The organism is Streptomyces malaysiensis subsp. malaysiensis, from assembly GCF_040653035.1.
GTDB lineage: Bacteria > Actinomycetota > Actinomycetes > Streptomycetales > Streptomycetaceae > Streptomyces > Streptomyces malaysiensis.
The window spans coordinates 238848-258207 of record NZ_JBEZNG010000007.1 but is presented as its reverse complement, the minus strand read 5'-3'; the positions used below and the strand labels follow the sequence as shown (position 1 = coordinate 258207).

17 protein-coding genes are annotated in these 19360 nt (G+C 70.6%); 9 read left to right on the top strand and 8 right to left on the bottom strand.

From position 1 onward, the window contains the following. Positions 1 to 50: 50 nt before the first annotated feature. Positions 51 to 479, bottom strand: coding sequence for a PPOX class F420-dependent oxidoreductase (locus tag AB0E24_RS17125; RefSeq protein ID WP_069860721.1), 429 nt, complete (start codon positions 477 to 479; stop codon positions 51 to 53). A gap of 119 nt (positions 480 to 598) precedes the next feature. On the opposite strand from AB0E24_RS17125, the gene AB0E24_RS17120 reads away from it, so the two are divergent. Then, positions 599 to 1003 (top strand): roadblock/LC7 domain-containing protein, encoded by a 405-nt coding sequence (locus AB0E24_RS17120; protein ID WP_069860722.1) that lies wholly within the window; start codon positions 599 to 601, stop codon positions 1001 to 1003. 98 nt (positions 1004 to 1101) lie between these two features. Next, positions 1102 to 2082, top strand: coding sequence for a DUF6397 family protein (locus tag AB0E24_RS17115; protein ID WP_359377827.1), 981 nt, complete (start codon positions 1102 to 1104; stop codon positions 2080 to 2082). A gap of 28 nt (positions 2083 to 2110) precedes the next feature. On the opposite strand, the gene AB0E24_RS17110 is transcribed toward AB0E24_RS17115, so the two are convergent. Both AB0E24_RS17110 and AB0E24_RS17105 read right to left on the bottom strand, forming a co-directional pair. Then, the gene (locus AB0E24_RS17110) at positions 2111 to 3001 is read right to left on the bottom strand and encodes an acyl-CoA thioesterase (RefSeq protein ID WP_359377825.1); all 891 of its coding nucleotides are present in this window, start codon (positions 2999 to 3001) and stop codon (positions 2111 to 2113) included. A 61-nt stretch (positions 3002 to 3062) separates the two neighbouring features. Beyond that, a complete protein-coding gene (locus AB0E24_RS17105; protein ID WP_069860725.1) occupies positions 3063 to 5591 on the bottom strand; it encodes a DEAD/DEAH box helicase in 2529 nt (842 codons plus the stop codon). Between the two features lie 136 nt (positions 5592 to 5727). Here AB0E24_RS17105 and AB0E24_RS17100 point away from each other — a divergent pair, with 136 nt between their 5' ends. After that, positions 5728 to 6519, top strand: coding sequence for a metal-dependent hydrolase (locus AB0E24_RS17100; RefSeq protein WP_069860726.1), 792 nt, complete (start codon positions 5728 to 5730; stop codon positions 6517 to 6519). Between the two features lie 44 nt (positions 6520 to 6563). Here AB0E24_RS17100 and AB0E24_RS17095 read toward each other — a convergent pair whose 3' ends face one another. Continuing rightward, positions 6564 to 8345, bottom strand: coding sequence for an ABC transporter ATP-binding protein (locus AB0E24_RS17095; protein WP_359377820.1), 1782 nt, complete (start codon positions 8343 to 8345; stop codon positions 6564 to 6566). Then, positions 8342 to 10312, bottom strand: a complete 1971-nt coding sequence (locus AB0E24_RS17090; RefSeq protein ID WP_359377818.1) for an ABC transporter transmembrane domain-containing protein — start codon at positions 10310 to 10312, stop codon at positions 8342 to 8344. The genes AB0E24_RS17095 and AB0E24_RS17090 overlap by 4 nt, the downstream gene beginning before the upstream one ends. Before the next feature lie 154 nt (positions 10313 to 10466). Here AB0E24_RS17090 and AB0E24_RS17085 point away from each other — a divergent pair, with 154 nt between their 5' ends. Then, on the top strand, positions 10467 to 11204 hold the full coding sequence (locus AB0E24_RS17085; protein WP_079260187.1) for a hypothetical protein: 738 nt from the start codon (positions 10467 to 10469) through the stop codon (positions 11202 to 11204). 98 nt (positions 11205 to 11302) lie between these two features. Here the strand turns inward: AB0E24_RS17085 and AB0E24_RS17080 are convergent, their stop codons facing one another. Next, a complete protein-coding gene (locus tag AB0E24_RS17080; protein ID WP_359377816.1) occupies positions 11303 to 11743 on the bottom strand; it encodes a MarR family winged helix-turn-helix transcriptional regulator in 441 nt (146 codons plus the stop codon). 135 nt (positions 11744 to 11878) lie between these two features. Here AB0E24_RS17080 and AB0E24_RS17075 point away from each other — a divergent pair, with 135 nt between their 5' ends. Beyond that, entirely contained in the window at positions 11879 to 13837 is a 1959-nt protein-coding gene (locus tag AB0E24_RS17075; RefSeq protein WP_359377813.1) for an ABC transporter ATP-binding protein, read from the top strand. Positions 13838 to 13915: 78 nt separating this feature from the next. Here AB0E24_RS17075 and AB0E24_RS17070 read toward each other — a convergent pair whose 3' ends face one another. After that, positions 13916 to 14728, bottom strand: a complete 813-nt coding sequence (locus AB0E24_RS17070; protein ID WP_069860731.1) for an AfsR/SARP family transcriptional regulator — start codon at positions 14726 to 14728, stop codon at positions 13916 to 13918. A 175-nt stretch (positions 14729 to 14903) separates the two neighbouring features. Beyond that, positions 14904 to 15131, bottom strand: a complete 228-nt coding sequence (locus AB0E24_RS17065; protein WP_069860732.1) for a hypothetical protein — start codon at positions 15129 to 15131, stop codon at positions 14904 to 14906. A gap of 178 nt (positions 15132 to 15309) precedes the next feature. On the opposite strand from AB0E24_RS17065, the gene AB0E24_RS17060 reads away from it, so the two are divergent. The 4 genes from AB0E24_RS17060 to AB0E24_RS17045 are packed head-to-tail and all read left to right on the top strand — an operon-like array spanning position 15310 to position 19360. After that, positions 15310 to 15888, top strand: coding sequence for a Pvc16 family protein (locus AB0E24_RS17060; protein WP_069860733.1), 579 nt, complete (start codon positions 15310 to 15312; stop codon positions 15886 to 15888). Next, on the top strand, positions 15885 to 16610 hold the full coding sequence (locus tag AB0E24_RS17055) for a carboxypeptidase-like regulatory domain-containing protein (protein WP_359377809.1): 726 nt from the start codon (positions 15885 to 15887) through the stop codon (positions 16608 to 16610). The genes AB0E24_RS17060 and AB0E24_RS17055 overlap by 4 nt, the downstream gene beginning before the upstream one ends. Positions 16611 to 16620: 10 nt before the next feature. Further along, a complete protein-coding gene (locus AB0E24_RS17050) occupies positions 16621 to 18885 on the top strand; it encodes a phage tail sheath C-terminal domain-containing protein (protein ID WP_359377806.1) in 2265 nt (754 codons plus the stop codon). Between the two features lie 19 nt (positions 18886 to 18904). Further along, positions 18905 to 19360: a phage tail protein gene (locus AB0E24_RS17045; protein WP_069860736.1), complete on the top strand. Its 456-nt coding sequence runs from the start codon at positions 18905 to 18907 to the stop codon at positions 19358 to 19360.

Genomic DNA, 19360 nt, shown 5'->3' with positions numbered 1-19360 from the left:
TCGGATGGGCGGGGGTGCGTCATGAAGGGTTGGATTTCGGTCGAATCCCGCTAGTCGGCGACTCCGGAGAGCGCGAGCACCTTGTCGATGTGCACCCTGACCAGCAGCTCACCCGGTACGCCGTTGCGGGCGCCGAACTCCTCGGCCCGGTCCTCGCCCATGTAACGGGCGGCGATCCGGGTGGCCCAGTGGCGGATCTGCTCGAGATCGTCGATGAGCTCGGCATGCCCCCGCAGCGTGACGAAGGCGAACGGCGGCCTGTCGTCGTCCACACAGATGGCGAGCCGGCCGTCCCGGGCCAGGTTGCGTCCCTTGACCGTCTCCTGACCTGTGTTGAAGACGAGGTCGTCACCGTCGAGCAGGAACCACACGGGGGCGAGATGAGGACTTCCGTCGGCCCGCACGGTCGACAGCTTCGCGGTGCGGGTGCCCTCCAGGAGGAACTTCTGCCACTGATCCTTGGTCATGTTCTGTGCCATGTCCCCATCCTGCGTCAATCAGCGCACAACCGTGGGGTGACGGGCGGGGCGGGTTGCCCAGACGGCGGCAGTGAGAAAGGCTGGCACGCAGCTGAAGGGGAATCGGGGAGGAATCGGATATGGCAGTCAACAAGGGGCTCGACTGGTTACTGGACGACCTGACCGAGCGGATCGCGGAAATACGGCATGCGCTGGTGCTGTCCAACGACGGGCTGGTGACGGGGGCGAGTTCCACGCTGGTGCGCCAGGACGCCGAGCATCTGGCCGCGGTGGCCTCCGGGCTGCACAGCCTCGCCAAGGGGTCCGGGCACCACTTCCGGACGGGCCGGGTGCGGCAGACGATGGTCGAATTCGACGAGGGCGTCCTCTTCGTCACGGCGGCCGGGGACGGCAGTTGCCTGTGCGTGCTCACCGGGCCGGACTCGGATATCGGCCAGGTCGCCTACGAGATGACGCTGCTGGTCAACCGGGTCGGGGAGCACCTGGCGGTCGAGGCGCGGCAGGAGAGCGGCGCACCCAGCTGATGCCGCGCGGAAGTTATCCACAGGGCTGACCGCCCGTCGTGCTTCGCGGCTATCGTCGTCACTGTCGGTAATTGAGGCAGTGCGGGGGAGGACGTCGCATGGCAGTGCGGGTGGATCAGGAGCTGCGGGAGAGCCGGGGGCCGCGGGAGAGCCAGGGGCCGTGGAGCCTGGAGTGGCTCGGAGAGCCGGGCGTACCGGGACAGGCGAGCGGGCCGGGAGACCCGGGCCGGTCGGCGGGGCCGGGCGGATCGGGCGAGAGCGTCGGGTACGGCGCGGCGGCCCGGGCGCTGGGGCTCAAACCGCATGAGTTCGAGTTGGCCGTGCAGCTGGGAGAGGTGCGCACCGTCACCACCGGTCTGGGCCGGCGGGTGGCGTGCGAGGAATTGCGGCGGGTCACCGCCGCCGAGGGCTTCCCGGAGGCGCTCATCGCCCGCCTTCGCGTGGTCGGCACGGCGGAAGGCGCGGAGCTGCTCGGCATCAGCCAGGGCCGGCTCACCCGGCTCGCGCGTGGGGGATTCTTCGCCCCCGTCCGGTTCTACATCAATCGTTATCGGGCCGTCGTATGGCTCTATCTGGCGTCGGATCTGATCGAGTTCGCCGACAGGCAGCCGGAGTTGCTGAGCGGCCGCACCCCGCCGGGGCTGAGCGCCGCACTGGCCGCCGGGGAGGACTGGCGGGCCGCGAAATGGCGCGGCCGAAGGATCGGCCAACTGCTCGCCCAGACCGAGGACCCCTGGGAGCGGGCCGCGGTCCTGGCCTCGGTGCTGGGCTCCGTCGAGCTGGCCTCGGCTGTGGCCGATCCCCACGAGCGGGCATATCTGCGGCAGCTGCGCCCCGCGCTCGTCCGGATGCGCCCCGAGGCCGGCGCGGTCCGGGACATCATCGACGCGGTGGTCACGGCGGACGACCCACGGGAGATCCGGCGCTATCGGGCCGCCCTCGCCTCCTCGCTGGGCGACGCCCGCCGAATCCGGCCCGTGCCGCGCCCGGACGCCGAGGTGGAGCGACCGCTCGTGGACCGCGCCCCGGTGTCGGGCCGTCCACGGAGCCTGTGGCAGAAGCTGACCGGCAGGCGATGAGCCGCGCCGTGGCACACCCCGGTGGAGCTCAGCCGCCGTCCGTGGCGTCTTCGGCGGGTCGCAGCGGGCGGAACAACCCCTCCTGCACCACTGATACGAGGAGTCGGCCCGCGCGGTCGTAGATCTGTCCGCGGGCCAGTCCCCGGCCGCCCGTGGCCACGGGCGACTCCTGCTCATAGAGAAACCACTCATCGGTGCGGAAGGGCCGGTGGAACCACATGGCGTGATCGAGCGAGGCCATGTCGAAGCCCCGTGGGCCCCACAGCGGCTCGACCGGCACCCGCACCGCGTCCAGCAGCATCATGTCGCTGGCATAGGTGAGCGCACAGGTGTGCACCAGCGGGTCGTCCCCGAGCGGCCCCACCGCGCGCATCCACACGGCGCTGCGCGGCTCCGAGCCCTTGAGCTCCTCGTCGGTCCAGCGCAGCCGGTCCACATAGCGGATGTCGAAGGGCTGGCGGCGCTCCATGCGGGCGAACGCCTCGGGGAGCGCGCCCAGATGGGAGCGGACCTCGTCGGCGAGGGTCGGCAGACCTTCCGGCCCCGGCACCTCGGGCATCGGCAGCTGCTGCTCGATACCCGGCTCAGGAGAATGAAAGGAGGCTGTCAGATTGAAGATCGTACGACCCTGCTGGATGGCGACGACCCGGCGGGTGGTGAAGGAGCGCCCGTCCCGGACCCGCTCCACCTGGTACACGATGGGCACGCCCGGCCGCCCCGGCCGCAGGAAGTACGCGTGCAGCGAATGCACCGGCCGCTGCCCGTCGGTGGTCCGCCCGGCCGCCACCAGTGCCTGGCCCGCCACCTGCCCGCCGAACACCCGCTGGAGCGACTCATCGGGGCTGCGGCCGCGGAAGATGTCCAGCTCGATCCGTTCCAGATCGAGCAGATCGACCAGGCTCTCGGCGGGATTGGTCATCGGTGGTGCTCCTTCGCTGAGGGGGCCGGGCCGGTCCCCGGCGTGGACCGCGTCCAGGAGGCTACAGCTGGCCCACCTCGGTGACCCGGACCACCGCCCGGCCCTCCTCGTCGGAGGCGGTGAGATCGACCTCCGCCGAGATGCCCCAGTCGTGGTCGCCGTTCGGGTCGTCGAAGGTCTGCCGCACCCGCCACAGACCGTGCTCGGGGTCCTCCTCGATCCGCAGCAGCTTCGGCCCGCGCGCCTGCGGTCCGGTGCCGAGCTCCTCGTACTCCTCCCAGTACCCGTCCATCGCCTCGGCCCAGGCGTCCTCGTCCCAGCCGGAGTCGGCGTCCATCTCCCCGAGCTCGGCGACCTTGTCCAGCGCGGCCAGCTCCACCCTGCGGAACATGGCATTGCGCACCAGCACTCGGAAGGCGCGGGCGTTCGCGGTGACCGGCCTGACCTGGTCGGCGCGCTCCTGGGCCTCCTCCGCCGACTCCTCCTCCGGGTTGGCCAGCTGCTCCCACTCGTCCAGGAGGCTGGAGTCGACCTGCCGCACCATCTCGCCGAGCCAGGCGATGATGTCCTGGAAGTCATCGGACTTCAGATCGTCCGGCACGGTGTGGTCCAGGGCCTTGTAGGCGCCGGCCAGGTAGCGCAGCACAATGCCCTCGGTGCGCGCCAGGTCGTAGAACGAGGTGAACTCAGTGAAGGTCATCGCCCGCTCGTACATATCGCGGATCACCGACTTGGGCGACAGCGGATGGTCACCGACCCAGGGATGGCTCTTGCGGTAGAGCCCGTAGGCATGGAAGAGCAGCTCCTCCAGCGGCTTGGGGTAGGAGATGTCCTGGAGCCGCTCCATGCGCTCCTCGTACTCGACACCGTCCGCCTTCATCGCGGCGACCGCCTCACCGCGCGCCTTGTTCTGCTGCGCCGCCAGGATCTGCCGGGGATCGTCCAGCGTCGACTCCACGACCGAGACCATGTCCAGGGCGTAGGAGGGCGATTCGGGGTCCAGCAGTTCGAAGGCGGCCAGCGCGAAGGTGGAAAGCGGCTGGTTGAGCGCGAAGTCCTGTTGCAGATCCACCGTCAGCCGGACGATCGGGGCGGCCCCGTCCGCACCGTCGGTGCCCTCCGGCGCCACCCGCTCGACCACCCCGCCGTCCAGCAGCGAGCGGTAGATCGCGATCGCCCGGCGGATGTGCCGCAACTGGTTCTTGCGCGGCTCGTGGTTGTCCTCCAGCAGCCGGCGCATCCCCTCGAAGGAGTTGCCGGGGCGGGCGATGACCGACAGCAGCATCGCGTGGGTGACCCGGAACCGGGAGGTGAGCGGCTCGGGTTCGGAGGCGATGAGCTTCTCGAAGGTGTTCTGGCCCCAGCTGACGAAGCCCTCCGGCGCCTTCTTGCGAACCACCTTGCGGCGCTTCTTCGGATCGTCCCCGGCCTTCGCGAGCGCCTTCTCGTTCTCGATGACGTGCTCGGGCGCCTGGGCCACCACAAAGCCCGCGGTGTCGAAGCCGGCCCGCCCGGCCCGGCCCGCGATCTGGTGGAACTCCCGGGCCCGCAGCGTCCGCACCCGCTGACCGTCGTACTTGGTCAGCGCGGTGAACAGCACCGTGCGGATGGGCACATTGACGCCCACGCCCAGGGTGTCGGTACCGCAGATGACCTTGAGCAGCCCGGCCTGCGCCAGCTTCTCCACCAGCCGCCGGTACTTGGGCAGCATCCCCGCATGGTGCACACCGATCCCGTGCCGGACGTAACGGGACAGGTTCCGGCCGAACTTGGTGGTGAACCGGAAATTGCCGATCAGCGAGGCGATCTCGTCCTTCTCGGCGCGCGAGCACATATTGATGCTCATCAGCGCCTGGGCCCGCTCGACCGCCGCCGCCTGAGTGAAGTGCACGATATAGACGGGTGCCTGCTGGGTCTCCAGCAGCTCGGTCAGCGTTTCGGTCAGCGGTGTCGTGCGGTACTCGTAGCTCAGCGGCACCGGCCGGGTCGCCGACCGCACGACCGCGGTGGGCCGCCCGGTGCGCCGGGTCAGATCGTCCTCGAACCGGCTCACATCACCGAGCGTCGCCGACATCAGGATGAACTGCGCCTGCGGCAGCTCCAGCAGAGGGATCTGCCACGCCCAGCCCCGGTCCGGCTCGGCGTAGAAGTGGAACTCGTCCATCACCACCTGGCCGATATCGGCGTCCTTGCCGTCCCGCAGGGCGATCGACGCCAGCACCTCGGCCGTGCAGCAGATGACCGGCGCGTCCGCGTTGACCGACGCGTCCCCGGTCAGCATCCCGACGTTCTCGGTGCCGAACATTTTGCACAGTTCGAAGAACTTCTCCGACACCAGGGCCTTGATCGGCGCGGTGTAGAACGTCACCTCGTCCCGGGCGAGCGCGGCGAAGTGGGCACCCGCCGCCACCAGGCTCTTGCCGGAGCCGGTGGGAGTGGAGAGGATCACATTCGCCCCGGACACCACCTCGATCAGCGCTTCCTCCTGGGCGGGGTACAGCGAGATTCCCCGCTCCTCGACCCAGGTGGAGAACGCCTCGAAAAGTGCGTCGGGGTCGGCGTCGCTCGGCAGCTGATCGATAAGAGTCACACACCTATACTGCCTGGTTTCCCCGCCTGGACGGGAACCGGCTGTGTGGTCGAAGATCGTCCGCCGCTAGGCTGTGCCGGGCCGAAGCAGTCAACTCCCGCGCGGACGCGGGAAAGAACAGGGGCGGGGTACGACCATGATGGGACCGGCGCATTCGCTGTCCGGGGCGGCGGCCTGGCTGGGGGTGGGGGCGGCGGCCGCGGCGGCCGACCACGCGATGCCCTGGCCGGTGCTGGTCACCGGCGCGCTGATCTGCGCGGGAGCGGCGCTCGCCCCCGACCTCGACCACAAGGCGGCGACCATATCGCGCGCCTTCGGGCCTATCTCGCGGACGCTGTGCGAGGTGATCGACAAGATCTCGTACTCCGTCTACAAGGCGACCAGGAAGCCGGGCGACCCGCGCCGCTCGGGCGGCCATCGCACCCTCACCCACACCTGGGTATGGGCGGTGCTGATCGGCGCCGGAGCCTCCGCGCTCGCCATGGTCGGCGGGCGCTGGGCGGTGCTGGCCATCCTCTTCGTGCATATGGTGCTGGCCGTCGAGGGGCTGCTGTGGCGGGCGGCGCGGGTTTCCAGCGATGTCCTGGTGTGGCTGCTCGGGGCGGCGAGTGCCTGGATCCTCGCCGATGTGCTGCACCAGCCGGGCAACGGCTCGGACTGGCTCTTCGCCGCACCGGGCCAGGAGTACCTCTGGCTCGGCCTGCCGATCGTGCTCGGCGCCCTGGTCCACGACATCGGGGACGCGCTCACCGTCTCCGGCTGCCCGATCCTGTGGCCCATCCCGATCGGCCGCAAGCGCTGGTACGCCCTCGGTCCGCCGAAGGGGATGCGCTTCCGGGCCGGCAGCTGGGTCGAGTTGAAGGTGCTGATGCCGGTCTTCATGCTGCTCGGCGGCATAGGCGGGCTGGCCGCCCTCGGCGTGATCTGAACCCCCGACGGGGCAGGGGTGGCCACGCCGGGGCGCGGCCACCCTCACTGATGCCAGGAGCGCCACAGCGCGGCGTACGCCCCGTCCGCCTCGACGAGTTCGTCATGGCTGCCCAGCTCCGTGATCCGGCCGCTCTCGACCACGGCGATCACATCCGCGTCATGCGCGGTGTGCAGCCGGTGGGCGATCGCCACCACGGTCCTGCCCTCCAGCACCCGGCCAAGCGACCGCTCCAGATGGCGCGCCGCCCGTGGGTCCAGCAGCGAGGTGGCCTCGTCCAGCACCAGCGTATGCGGATCGGCGAGCACCAGCCGGGCCAGCGCGATCTGCTGCGCCTGGGCCGGGGTGAGCGCGAGCCCGCCCGACCCGACCTCGGTGTCCAGGCCCTCGTCCAGCGCGCGGGCCCAGCCGTCGGCGTCCACCGCGCCCAGCGCCGCCCACAGCTCGGCGTCCTCGGCGAAGGCGCGGGCCAGCAGCAGATTGTCACGCAGCGAGCCCACGAAGACATGGTGCTCCTGGTTGACCAGGGCCACATGCGCCCGGATCCGCTCGGCCGGCATCCGCGCCAGCTCCGCCCCGCCCAGGGTCACCCGGCCGGTGCGCGGGGAGTAGATCCCGGCCAGCAGCCGCCCCAGGGTGGACTTCCCGGCCCCGGACGGGCCCACCAGCGCCAGCCGCGTCCCCGGGGGCACCCTCATCGACACCTCGTGCAGCACATCGCTGCCCTCGTGGTATCCGAACCGGACCTCGTCGGCCCGCACCTCACGGCCGCCGGGGACCACCCCCTCGTCGGCGGGGCCCTCCTCGATCTCCCGCACCCCGACCAGCCGGGCCAGCGACACCTGCGCGACTTGCAGCTCGTCGTACCAGCGCAGGATCAGCCCGATCGGCTCCACCAGCATCTGCGACAGCAGCGCCCCGGTGGTCAGATCGCCGATCGACATCCAGCCCCGCATCACACATACGCCGCCGATCATCAGTACCGAACCGGTGATCAGCGTGTAGCTCACATTGATCACCGGAAAGAGCACCGAGCGCAGCCAGAGTGTGTAGCGCTCCCATGCGGTCCACTGCCGGATACGCAGCTCGGACTGGGCGATCCGCCGCTCGCCCAGCCGGTGGGCCTCGACGGTCCGCCCGGCGTCCACGCTTTCGGTGAGGGACGCGGACACCGCCGCATAGCCCGCGGCCTCCGAGCGATAGGCGCTCGGCGCACGGCGGTAGTACCAGCGACAGCCGACCACCAGCACCGGAAGCGCCACCAGCACCGCCAGACCCAGTGGGGGAGCGGTCAGGGTCAGCGCGCCGAGCAGCAGTCCGGTCCACACCACGCCGATGGCGAGCTGCGGCACGGCCTCGCGCATCGCGTTCGCCAGCCGGTCGACATCGGTGGTGATCCGGGAGAGCAGATCCCCGGTCCCGGCCCGCTCCAGCACCCCCGGCGGCAGGCCCACCGACCGTACGAGAAAGTCCTCCCGCAGATCCGCCAGCATCCGCTCGCCCAGCACCGCCCCGCGCATCCGCACCATCCGGACGAACACGGTCTGCACCAGCAGGGCCACCGCGAACAGCGCCACGGTGCGCCCGATGTGCAGGTCCCGCTCGCCCTCGGAGAGATCCTCGACCAGGCCGCCCAGCAGCCGCGGGCCGACCATGGAGGCGATCACCGCGGTGGCGTTCACGACCATCAGCACGGTGAAGGCGGCCCGGTGCCGCCGCAGCAGCTCGCGTACATAGGCCCGCACGGTGGTGGGTGTGCCGACCGGCAGCGTCGTCGCCGACTCCGGTGCGGCCGGGTCATAGGCGGGCGGTGCCACGCCGATCATGCCGACTCCTCGATCTCTTCCTCGACGCGTCCGATGCCCTTCGGACCGTGGCCGGCCGGCCCGGTGGACCGCCCGGCGCTCCGCGCGGTGGCCTCGCCGTCCGTCTCGCGGGTGACGACCGCGCGATACACGGGATCGGTGCCCAGCAGTTCACGATGGGTGCCCACCCCCACCGCCTCCCCATCGGGCACGAACACCACGCGGTCGGCCCGGTCCAGCAGCAGCGGGCTGGAGGTGAACACGATGGTGGTCCGGCCCGTGCGCAGCCGCCGCACCCCGTCGGCGATCCGCGCCTCGGTATGCGAGTCCACCGCGGAGGTCGGCTCGTCCAGCACCAGCACCTCCGGATCGGTCACCAGCGAGCGGGCCAGCGCCAGCCGCTGCCGCTGGCCGCCCGACAGCGAGCGGCCGCGCTCGGTGATCCGGGTGCGCATCGGATCGGGGCCATCCGCGCCGTCCGCGCCATGGGTGTCGGCCGCCGACGCCTGCGCCAGCGCGTCCAGCACATCGCCGCACTGGGCCGCGTCGAGCGCCTTCTCCGCCGAGACCTCGCCGGACCTCGGCACATCCAGCAGTTCGGTGAGCGTCCCCGACAACAGCACCGGATCCTTGTCCTGCACCAGCACCGCCGTGCGCGCCGCGGTCAGCGGCACCTCGTCCAGCGCGATCCCGCCCAGCAGCGCCGACGCTGCCCTGCCGTGGCCCCCGCCGTCCGAGTCGCCGTGGCCCCCGCCGTCCGAGTCGCCGTGGCTCCCGTCGTCCGGGCCGTCGTGCACGGGGTGCCCTCCGAGCCGGTCCGCCAGCCGCCCCGCCGCGTCCGGGTCGCCGCACACCACCGCGGTCAGCAGCCCGCTCGGCGCCAGCATCCCGCTCGTCGGGTCGTACAGATCCCCGCCGAGCGGTGCGGCGGTCTCCTGCCCCTCCCCGTGCTCGCCCTTGTCCACCGGGGGCGCGCCCGCGCTGTCCGAGGAGGAGCGCCGCAGCGCCAGCACCCGGGCCGCGCGCCGCGCGGAGGGCCGGGAGAAGGAGTACGCCATGGCGATCTCCTCGAAGTGGCGCAGGGGAAAGAGGAGAAAGGTCACCGCGCTGTAGACGGTGACCAGCTCGCCCACGTCGATCCGGCCCTTCTGGGCCAGCGACGCCCCGTACCAGACGACACCGATCAGCAGCAGCCCCGGCAGCGCCACCTGCACGGCGGCGATCAGCGCCCACATCCGCGCGCTGCGCACCGCCGCGGTCCGCACCTCCTGCGAGGCGTTCCGGTAGCGGCCCAGGAACAGCTCCTCGCCGCCGATGCCCCGCAGCACCCGCAGCCCGGCCACGGTGTCCGAGGCCAGCTCGGTCGCCCGGCCCGCCTTGTCCCGCTGCTCATCGGCCCGGCGCGCCGCACGCGGCAGCAGCGGCAGCACGGCAAGCGCCAGCGCGGGCACCCCGACCGCCACCACCGCTCCCAGCGCCGGCTGGTAGAGCACCAGGGCCACGCAGACCGCGACGGTGGTGATCGCGGCTGCCGTGAACCGGGACAGGGCCTCCACAAACCAGCCGATCTTCTCGACATCGCCCGTGGAGACGGCCACGACCTCGCCGGCCGCCACCTTCCGGGTGAGGGCGGACCCCAGCTCCACCGTCTTGCGGGCCAGCAGTTGCTGCACCCGCGCCGCCGCCGTGATCCAGTTGGTGACCGCCGCCCGGTGCAGCATGGCGTCCCCCAGCGCGGTGAGCACGGTGAGCCCCACCATCAGCGCCCCGGCCATCGCCAGCCGGGAGCCGGAGCGGTCCACCACCGCCTGCACACCGAAGCCGATGGCCAGGGGGAAGGACACCAGCGCGGCCATGTGCACCAGACCCCAGAGGGCCGACTTGACCTGCCCGCCCAGCTGATTCCTGCCCAGCCAGATGAGAAACCGCGGACCTGACCGTACGTCGGGTCGGCCAGGATCGGGATACGGAAGATCTCGAATGTGCATGACGTCCCAAGGTCGGGCGGGCGGCGGAGGGCTGGCAGGAGACGTGAAAGGTTGACGTCCCCAGGGGGTGGAATTCAACTGGTTTTCCCGGGAGCAACCGGAACACGCCAATCCCCCATGCCGCGTTGTCCGACCGGGGTGGGACCATGGGGACATGCGAATTTCCGGCACGATGTCCATGAGTGCGGTGGCCGCGGCCGCCGCCCTCGTCCTTCTCACGGCTTGCGGCGACGGCGGTGGGGACAGCGGCGGTGACAAGGGCGCGGACCAGGGCGGACAAGCGCTGCGCAGCGGGGCGCCCACGCCGGATCCCACGCGTATCCCGGATGTGGGGGACAAGCTCCAGTCCCGGATCCCGGACCAGTCCCGTCAGGTCGTGGCGGTCTACGGCAAAGGGGTGAACTCCGCGGATTCGACCGTGGTCCTCTACACCAAGCAGGGCAAGGCATGGGAGCGGACCCGCAGTTGGACGGCGCACAACGGCAAGCGCGGCTGGACGACGAGCCATCACGAGGGCGACAAGCGTAGCCCGGTCGGGGTCTACACGCTCAGCGACGCGGGCGGGGTGCTGGCCGACCCCGGCGCCCGGCTGCCGTACACGGCCTCCGGCTCCTTCGCGGCGCCCCACTACTGGCCCAAGTCCCACTGGACCGACTTCAACTACGTCATCGCCATCGACTACAACCGCGTCAAGGGCACCTCACCGCTCGACCCGACCCGGCCCGAAGGGCAGACCAAGGGCGGCAGCATCTGGCTGCACATGGATCACGGCAGCGGCACCTCGGCCTGCGTCAGCATCCCCAAGGCCGGTATGGAGTATCTGCTGAAAACCCTCGACCCCAAGCTGCACCCGGTGGTGGTCATGGGGGACAAGGCGCATCTGGCCGTCTGAGCGCGGCGCCGGGGATGCCCCGGCGCTGCCCGGGAGCAAGGCCGGAAGGATCTGACCGCACACGGGAAGTTGATCTCGCCGTGCTACGCCATCCGGCCTCAGCAGCGGTGGTCCGGGGCGCCGGACAGGGTGTCCAGCAGTGCGCCCAGCGCATCGCGCTGCTGATCGCTGAGCGGCGCCAGGATGTCCTCCGCGGCGGCCCGGCGCGCCTCGCGCAGCGCACGCAGCGTCGAACGCCCGGTGTCGGTGAGCTCGACGCGCACCACCCGGCGGTTGGACGGATCCGCTATGCGGCGCACCGAGCCATGCGCCTCGAGGGCGTCCACCAGCGTCGTCACGGCGCGCGGGACCACTTCGAGGCGCTGCGCCAGGTCCGCCATCCGGAGCGGCTGGTCGCCGTGGGCCACGGTGCGCAGCAGGCGGGACTGGGCGGGGGTGATGCCCAGCGGCTCCATATGACGCTTCTGGGCGCGCTGGAGTCTTCGGGTCAGGCGCAGCAGCTGCTCCGCGAGGAGGCCGGATGTCTCGGGGGTGGGCATGATCGCAGTTTATCAGGACCGGATTCATTGTGAGCATAGGTAACAATGAGCTATGCTCTCAAAGTCCGCGCCGACGCGATCACGGCCCGACCATGCCGTCGCCCGCGTCGGCCATTCTGCCTCCAGAAGGAGCCCATGCACCCCGACACACCACCACCGTCATGGACTGTGTCCGCCCAGGAGCCCGAGCGGCCCGCGCAGGTGCGGCGCATCCTCCGGCTCTTCCGTCCCTACCGGGGCCGTCTCGCCGTGGTCGGCCTGCTGGTCGCCGCCTCCGCGCTGGTCTCGGTGGCCTCGCCGTTCCTGCTCCGGGAGATCCTCGACACCGCCATCCCCGACGGCCGTACCGGACTGCTCACCCTGCTCGCGCTCGGCATGATCGCCGCGGCGGTCGTCAACAGCGTCTTCGGCGTTCTCCAGACCCTGATCTCCACCACCGTCGGCCAGCGGGTCATGCACGATCTGCGCACCGCGGTCTACGACCGGCTCCAGCGGATGCCGCTCGCCTTCTTCACCCGCACCCGCACCGGTGAGGTGCAGTCCCGTATCGCCAATGACATCGGCGGTATGCAGGCCACCGTCACCTCCACCGCGACCTCCCTGGTCTCCAACCTCACCAGCGTGGTCGCCACCGTCGTCGCCATGCTCGCGCTCGACTGGCGGCTGACCGTCGTCTCACTGCTCCTGCTGCCGCTGTTCGTCTGGGTCAGCCGTCGCGTCGGCGCCGAGCGGAAGAAGATCACCTCACAGCGCCAGAAGCAGATGGCGACCATGTCCGCGATGGTCACCGAGTCCCTGTCGGTGAGCGGAATCCTGCTCGGCCGCACCATGGGCCGGTCCGAATCGCTCACCCAGCAGTTCGCCCAGGAGTCCGAGCGCTTGGTGGATCTGGAAGTGCGCTCCAATATGGCCGGCCGCTGGCGGATGTCCACCATCGGCATCGTCATGGCCGCCATGCCCGCGCTGATCTACTGGGCCGCGGGTATTGCCCTCCAGGCCGGTGGCCCGGCCGTCTCCATCGGCACGCTCGTCGCCTTCGTCTCGCTCCAGCAGGGGCTGCTCCGGCCCACGGTGAGCCTGCTGTCCACCGGTGTGCAGGTGCAGACCTCCCTCGCCCTCTTCGCCCGTATCTTCGAATACCTCGACCTGCCGATCGACATCACCGAGCCCGCCGAGCCAGTGCGCCTGGAGAAGGTGCGCGGCGAAGTCCGCTTCGACGGCGTCGACTTCGACTACGAAAGCCCGGCCCCCGGCGCATCGAACGGCACCCCGGTGAACGGCCCTGCGGTGAACGGCCCTGCGGTGAACGGCACTTCGGTGAAGGGCGCCCCGGTGAACGCCACCTCGGTGAACGGCGCCTCGGCGGTGGACATCTCCAAGGGCGCCCCGGCGAAGGGCACCCTGCGCGGCATCGATCTGACCGTCCCCGCCGGTGGCAGCCTGGCGGTCGTCGGGCCGACCGGTTCCGGCAAGACCACCCTCAGCTATCTGGTGCCCCGGCTCTACGACGTGACCGGTGGCCGGCTGCTGATCGACGGAGTGGATGTCCGCGATCTCGACTTCGACACCCTCGCCCGCGCCGTCGGCGTGGTCTCCCAGGAGACCTATCTCTTCCACGCCTCCGTCGGCGAGAACCTGCGCTTCGCCAAGCCCGACGCGACCGACGAGGAGATCGTGGCGGCGGCCGAGGCGGCCCAGATCCACGACCATATCGCCTCCCTTCCGGACGGCTATGACACCCTCGTGGGAGAGCGCGGCTATCGCTTCTCCGGCGGCGAGAAACAGCGTCTGGCCATAGCCCGGACGATTCTGCGCGACCCGCCCGTCCTCATCCTCGACGAAGCCACCAGCGCCCTGGACACCCGCACCGAGCAGGCCGTCCAGCAGGCCATCGACGCCCTCTCGGCCGGCCGTACCACGATCACCATCGCCCACCGGCTGTCCACCGTGCGCGACGCCGATCAGATCGTCGTCCTTGACGGCGGCCATATCGCCGAGCGGGGCACCCACGAGGAGCTGCTGGCCATGGGTGGGCGATACGCCGCGCTGGTGCGGCGCGACTCCCACCTGGCGCCGGTGGCCCCTGCCGTCTAGTCCGCCAAGACCCTCCGCCACCCTCCGCCAAGACGCTCCGTAAAACCCTGGAAAGACGTGGCACCGTACCTATGACGGTCAGGCGGGCACTGTGCCCGCCGGAGCCGATGTGTCCGTGCCCTGCGCCGGGGCATCGCCCGCCGGGCGGCAGACGATCCGACGCGCCGGGGGCTCCGGGGTGGCGCCCCCGGAGTGACCGGGATGAGGGGGCACAAGGTTTCTCAGCGTCGGGGAGGGCTCCAGGCCCAGCTCATCGAGGAGAACGCGGCGGCACTGTTGGTACTGGCGCAGTGCCGCGCCCCGGTTGCCCGCGGCCAGATGGGCGTTGATGAGCACCCGATGAGCGCTCTCCCGCAGGGGTTCCGCACGTACGGCGGCGAGCCCGGCGGCGACGGCCTCGCCATGGCGGCCCACCGCTGTCAGCCGCTCGGTCATCGCCTCCAGGGCGTACAGCCGCAGTTCATGGTATTGCTCCTGCTCGACCAGCACCCATTCGTTCTCCGACCACTCCGGTAAGAGGTCGGCCGAGAGATCCTCCCGCGTCCGCGCGGTGAGGATGTCGTCGCATGAGCGCGACATGTCGAGCAACTGGTGCGCACGCGTCGCCGCCGCATGGATGTCCACGTCGATGTGTTTGCAGATCGCCAGTTCCTGGGTGGACGCGTCGATGACCTGATGCCCCGTTCGCGAGGCGCGCCATAACGATGAGCGGAGGTTGGCGTTGGCGCGGGACGCCGTGACGTCCGGCCACAGCATTCCCGCCACATAGGTCCGGCTCCGCGGTGTGTTCTGGAGGGCGAGGAACGCGAGGAGGCGCTGGGCGCTGGAGGATATGGGAACGCGTTTGTGATCGACCGACAGCGCGAAACTCTTGAGCAGTCTCAATGTCATGACATGGTCTTCTGCGCTCATCGGCCCCCCGGGGCGATATCGGCTTCAGCGACCCATCCCCTGCGTCCCATCGGGATGCCCTGAAGCCATGTTACGAGCAGATCATGGTCCTGTGTCCGGCCTTCGGGCTAAAGGACGCTATATGGCCGGGCATCACCGGAACGTCGCGGCAACGTCACCCATCGGGCCCGCACTTGCCGGGCTCGCACCGGTCGGTTTCGAGCAGCTGGTCGAGCCAGGCGCGCACGGCGGTGAGCACGTCGTCGACCGCGCTCGCCGCGCTGGGGGGCGCCTGGCCCCGGCTCCCGGTCCGCACGATGCGCGCGCGGAAGCCATCCGCTCTGCCGTCTTCCACCCAGACCCGGAGGATCAGGACACCGGTCCGTTCTGAGGGGATTTCCATGAGGGGAAAATATGCCCGCCCGTGTCACCTCGGCGTTGTCGCCGTGTGTCCGGGTTCGTCATCGGCGGCGGCGGAAACGGACCGGTGACGTTCGTGTGATGTGCGTATCGCGGTCCGGCCACGCCGGGACCGGCATCCTCTCGGGGCACGCTTCCGAGCGCGGAGAGGGGGGATTCGCATGGGTGACTTCGGTGTCATCGCCGATGTCTCGACGGTCATCGTGCAGAGCCTGTCCCAGGCCCTGCGCGGGCTCAGCCAGGTGGAACCGCCGATCGCGGAGCTCAACGACCTCTCCGAGACGGTGCAGACACCGCCGCCGAAGCTCACGGTGTTCCTCTACGAGATCGCCGAGGACCCCACATCGCGCAACCGGCCGCCGGTGCGCTCCCAGCCACCCGACCCACCGACCACCCGCAAGCCGCCGATGGCGCTGCTGCTGCGATACCTGGTCACCCCCTGGGGCGGCGACCAGGCGACCCAGCACCGGATGCTCGGACGGGCCCTGCAAACGTTCTACGACGACGCGATCCTGGACGGCGCACAGCTGTCCGGCAGCCTCGCGGCGAGCACCGACTCGCTGCACCTCAGCCTGACCCCGCTCACCTTGGACCAGAAGTCCTGGGTCTGGTACGCGATTCAGAAGCCGTACCGGCTGTCGCTGAACTACGAGGTCCGCGTGGTCAACCTGGACTCCGCGGTCGAGACGCCGGTGCACCCGGTGCAGAGCCGGGTCATCGGCGGGGCGGTGATGCCATGAGCCGCTTCATACCGCTGGAGCGATCGACGCTCTACAGCCCGGCCTGGCTCATACCGTACGACGACTTCGCCCGGCGGGTGCGCGCCGCCGGGGTGTCGGTCCAGCTGGACCGGTACGACGACGGCGAATGGCTGCCCCTGGACGACATGGCGGTGCGCACCCCCGGCGCCGCCTTCGCCTATCCGGGTCTCGGCCGGTGCGCCGAGCTGTGGGCGGCCCGGCCGCGGCGCCACCGGGCCCGCTTCGCGGCCGACGGCTACCAGCCGCTGTACCCGGCCGACGGCCGGCCGTTCTCGGCCGCTCTGGTGGGCGTCGAATTCCTGGTCCACCCGTATGACGACGCCCATCCGCCGACGGTGGTGACCGAGCCGCGGCTGGTCCGGCTGCTGCCGAGCGTCTCCTTCCGCTACCCACCCGGTCTGCGCACGGTGCACGGCGCCGTGGTCGATGCGGCCACCGGGGCGCCGATCCCCAATGCGCTGGTCGAGGCCGGCGGGCACACCAGCCGGGACCTGACGCCATGGCACGAGCGCACCCTGTCCGACCCCGCGGGCGCCTTCCGGCTGGCCCTGCGGTGGGAGGGCGAGAAGGCCGATGAGCACGCCGTCGAGGAGACGTTCCACCTCCAGGCCACCGAGCGGCCGGGCCGGTCCGGATCGCTGGTCGTGCGGCTGCCCCAGGACACCGAGCGCCGGCACGTCATAGAGATCCGCGAGAGTTAAGGAGCCGTCCATGGCGGAGTATCTGAGCCCCGGGGTCTACATCGAGGAGGTCGATGCGGGCCCACGGCCGATCGCGGGGGTGAGCACCAGTACGGCCGGGATGGCCGGGGTCACCATGCGCGGTCCGTACACCGGTAAGCCCAAACTGGTCACCAACTTCCTGGAGTTCCAGAACACCTTCGGCGGTTTTCTCCGTGAGCCGGACCCGCTGATCCGGGACACCTGGGCGAACGACCCCGTGGAAGGCGGCCGCTGGTGGCTGTTCCCGCTGGCGGTCAAGGGCTTCTTCGACAACGGCGGCCAGCGGCTGTACATCAAGCGGGTCGCCGGCAGGCAGGCGACCCCGTCCTCGGGCGTGCTGGGCCACGGTGTGATGAGCCCGGTCGCCGGCGATGCCGCCAAGGGCGCGACCCGCCTGGAACTCGGCCATCTGATCGGGTTCTCCGGCGTCGGGCAGCAGATCCAGATCTTCCGCGGCGACGACCAGCAGTCGATCCACACCGCCGGGGTCGCGGCCTACGACGCCATCACCCACCGGATCGAACTGGACGCCCCGCTGCCCGCGGAGGTCAGGGCGGGCCGCGGCGACTATGCGCAGATCGGGACGCGCGGCGCGGAGCGGACACTGGAGTTCGCCGCCGTCAGCCCCGGTTCATGGGGCGACGCGGTACAGGTGCGGATCCAGCCGATGGCCGCCGCCGCGCTGCCGGTGCTGCCGGATCCGCAGGAGGGCGGGTTGTTCGTCACCCGGCTGGCCGCGGACGCCGCCGCCGACAGCGAGACGGTCGAGGTCGAGGCGGTGACCGGGCTCGACCCCGATGAGCTGCCGCCCGATGTGTGGGTGGGGATCGGCTCGGGCCGGTTCAAGGCCCAGGTGAGCCGGCCCGCGGACGGGAAGGTCACGCTGACCCTGCCGTCCGGTACGGCACATGAGGAGTGGCGGAGCGGACTGCTGGTGCGCCGTGTGCGCCGGGGCAACACCTCGGCGGGGACGACGCTGCGGATCGGCGGTGCGAGCCGGCTGTACGAGGGTGCCGTCGTCCAGGTCGACGACGGCAGCCATCTGACCATCCGCACCGTCGAGACGATCGCGGCGGACGTCGTGACCCTCGACGGGGACGTGCCCGGCACGCTGTTCGAAACCGATCGGCTGCATCTGGTCGAGGCGCAGGTCGACGCCCGGTTCACCGACCCGTCCGGGACCGTGGAGACCGAGACCCACCGCAACCTCCGGCTCACCGGCGACACACCGTCGAACCTGGTGACCACCCTGGCCGGCCGCTCCCGGCTGGTGCGGGCGACGGCTCTGGGCGCCCTGTCCACCGACCCGACGAAGTTCCCCCTGCCCGCGGTCGGCTCCTGGCTGACGCTGGACGGCGGGGACGACGCCTACGGGAGCCTGAGCGTGGCCGACTTCGTCGGCGAGGACGGCGGCAGCGGCAAGCGGACCGGGATCGCGGCGCTCGAGGACATCGACGAGGTGGCCGTCTGCGCCGTGCCCGGCATGTGGTCGGGCACGGTCGAATCGGCCCTGGTCACCCACTGCGAGCTGCTCAAGGACCGGTTCGCGATCCTCGATCCGCAGGACGGGTTGGACATCGAGGGCGTCCAGGCGTTCCGCGAGCGGTTCGACACCAAGTACGCCGCGCTCTACCACCCGTGGCTGGTCACCCGCGACCTCTCGGCGGGCCGCGATGTCGAGGTGCCGCCATCGGGCCATATGGCCGGGATCTACGCGCGCGTGGACGTGGAGCGAGGGGTGCACAAGGCACCGGCCAACGCGGTCATCCGGGGCATCCGGCCGACCGACGGCATCGCCCAGGACGTCACCAAACGCCATCAGGACCTGCTCAACCCCAAGGGCATCAACGCGCTCCGGTTCTTCCCCGGGCTGGGCCACCGGGTCTGGGGCGCGCGCACGCTCTCCTCGGACAGCTCATGGAAGTACATCAACGTCCGGCGGCTGTTCCTCTATCTGGAGGAGTCGATCGACGAGGGCACCCAATGGGTGGTGTTCGAGCCGAACGACGAGGCGCTGTGGTCCCTGGTCCGCCAGACGGTCACGAACTTCCTCACCACGGTCTGGCGCAGCGGCGCGCTCGCCGGCACCACCGCCGACGAGGCGTTCTTCGTCGCCTGTGACCGCACCACGATGACCGAGGACGACCTCGCGGGCGGCCGGCTCATCTGCGCCATCGGTGTCGCGCCGGTCTTCCCGGCGGAGTTCGTGATCTTCCGGATCCAGCAGAAGACCCGCGAGACCCAACTCGCCTGAGTGGCCAAGGGAGTCCACCATGCCGCCCCTTACCAGGGACGATCCGTACGCGTCCTATAACTTCAAGATCATCGTGTCCAACGTCAGCGACGACGGGCTCGCGGTGAGCGGATCCTTCACCGAGGCCAGCGGGCTGGAGCTGGAGATTCCGCCGATCGAGTACCGCAACGGGAGCGAGGACATCACCGTCCGCAAGATCCCGGGGCTGAAGAAGTTCACCAACCTCACCTTCAAACGCGGCATCACCGGACACGTCGCCTTCTGGCGGTGGGTGGTCGACGCGCTCAACGGCAAGGTGCAGCGCACCCACGGCTCGATCGTGCTCTGCGACGAGAACCGCAACGACGTGATGCGCTGGAACTTCGACCGCGGCTGGCCCACCAAGTACACCGGCCCGACGCTGAGCGCCACCAAGAACGAGATCGCCATGGAGACGCTCGTCCTGGCGGTCGAGAAGCTGGAGATCGAAGTCTGA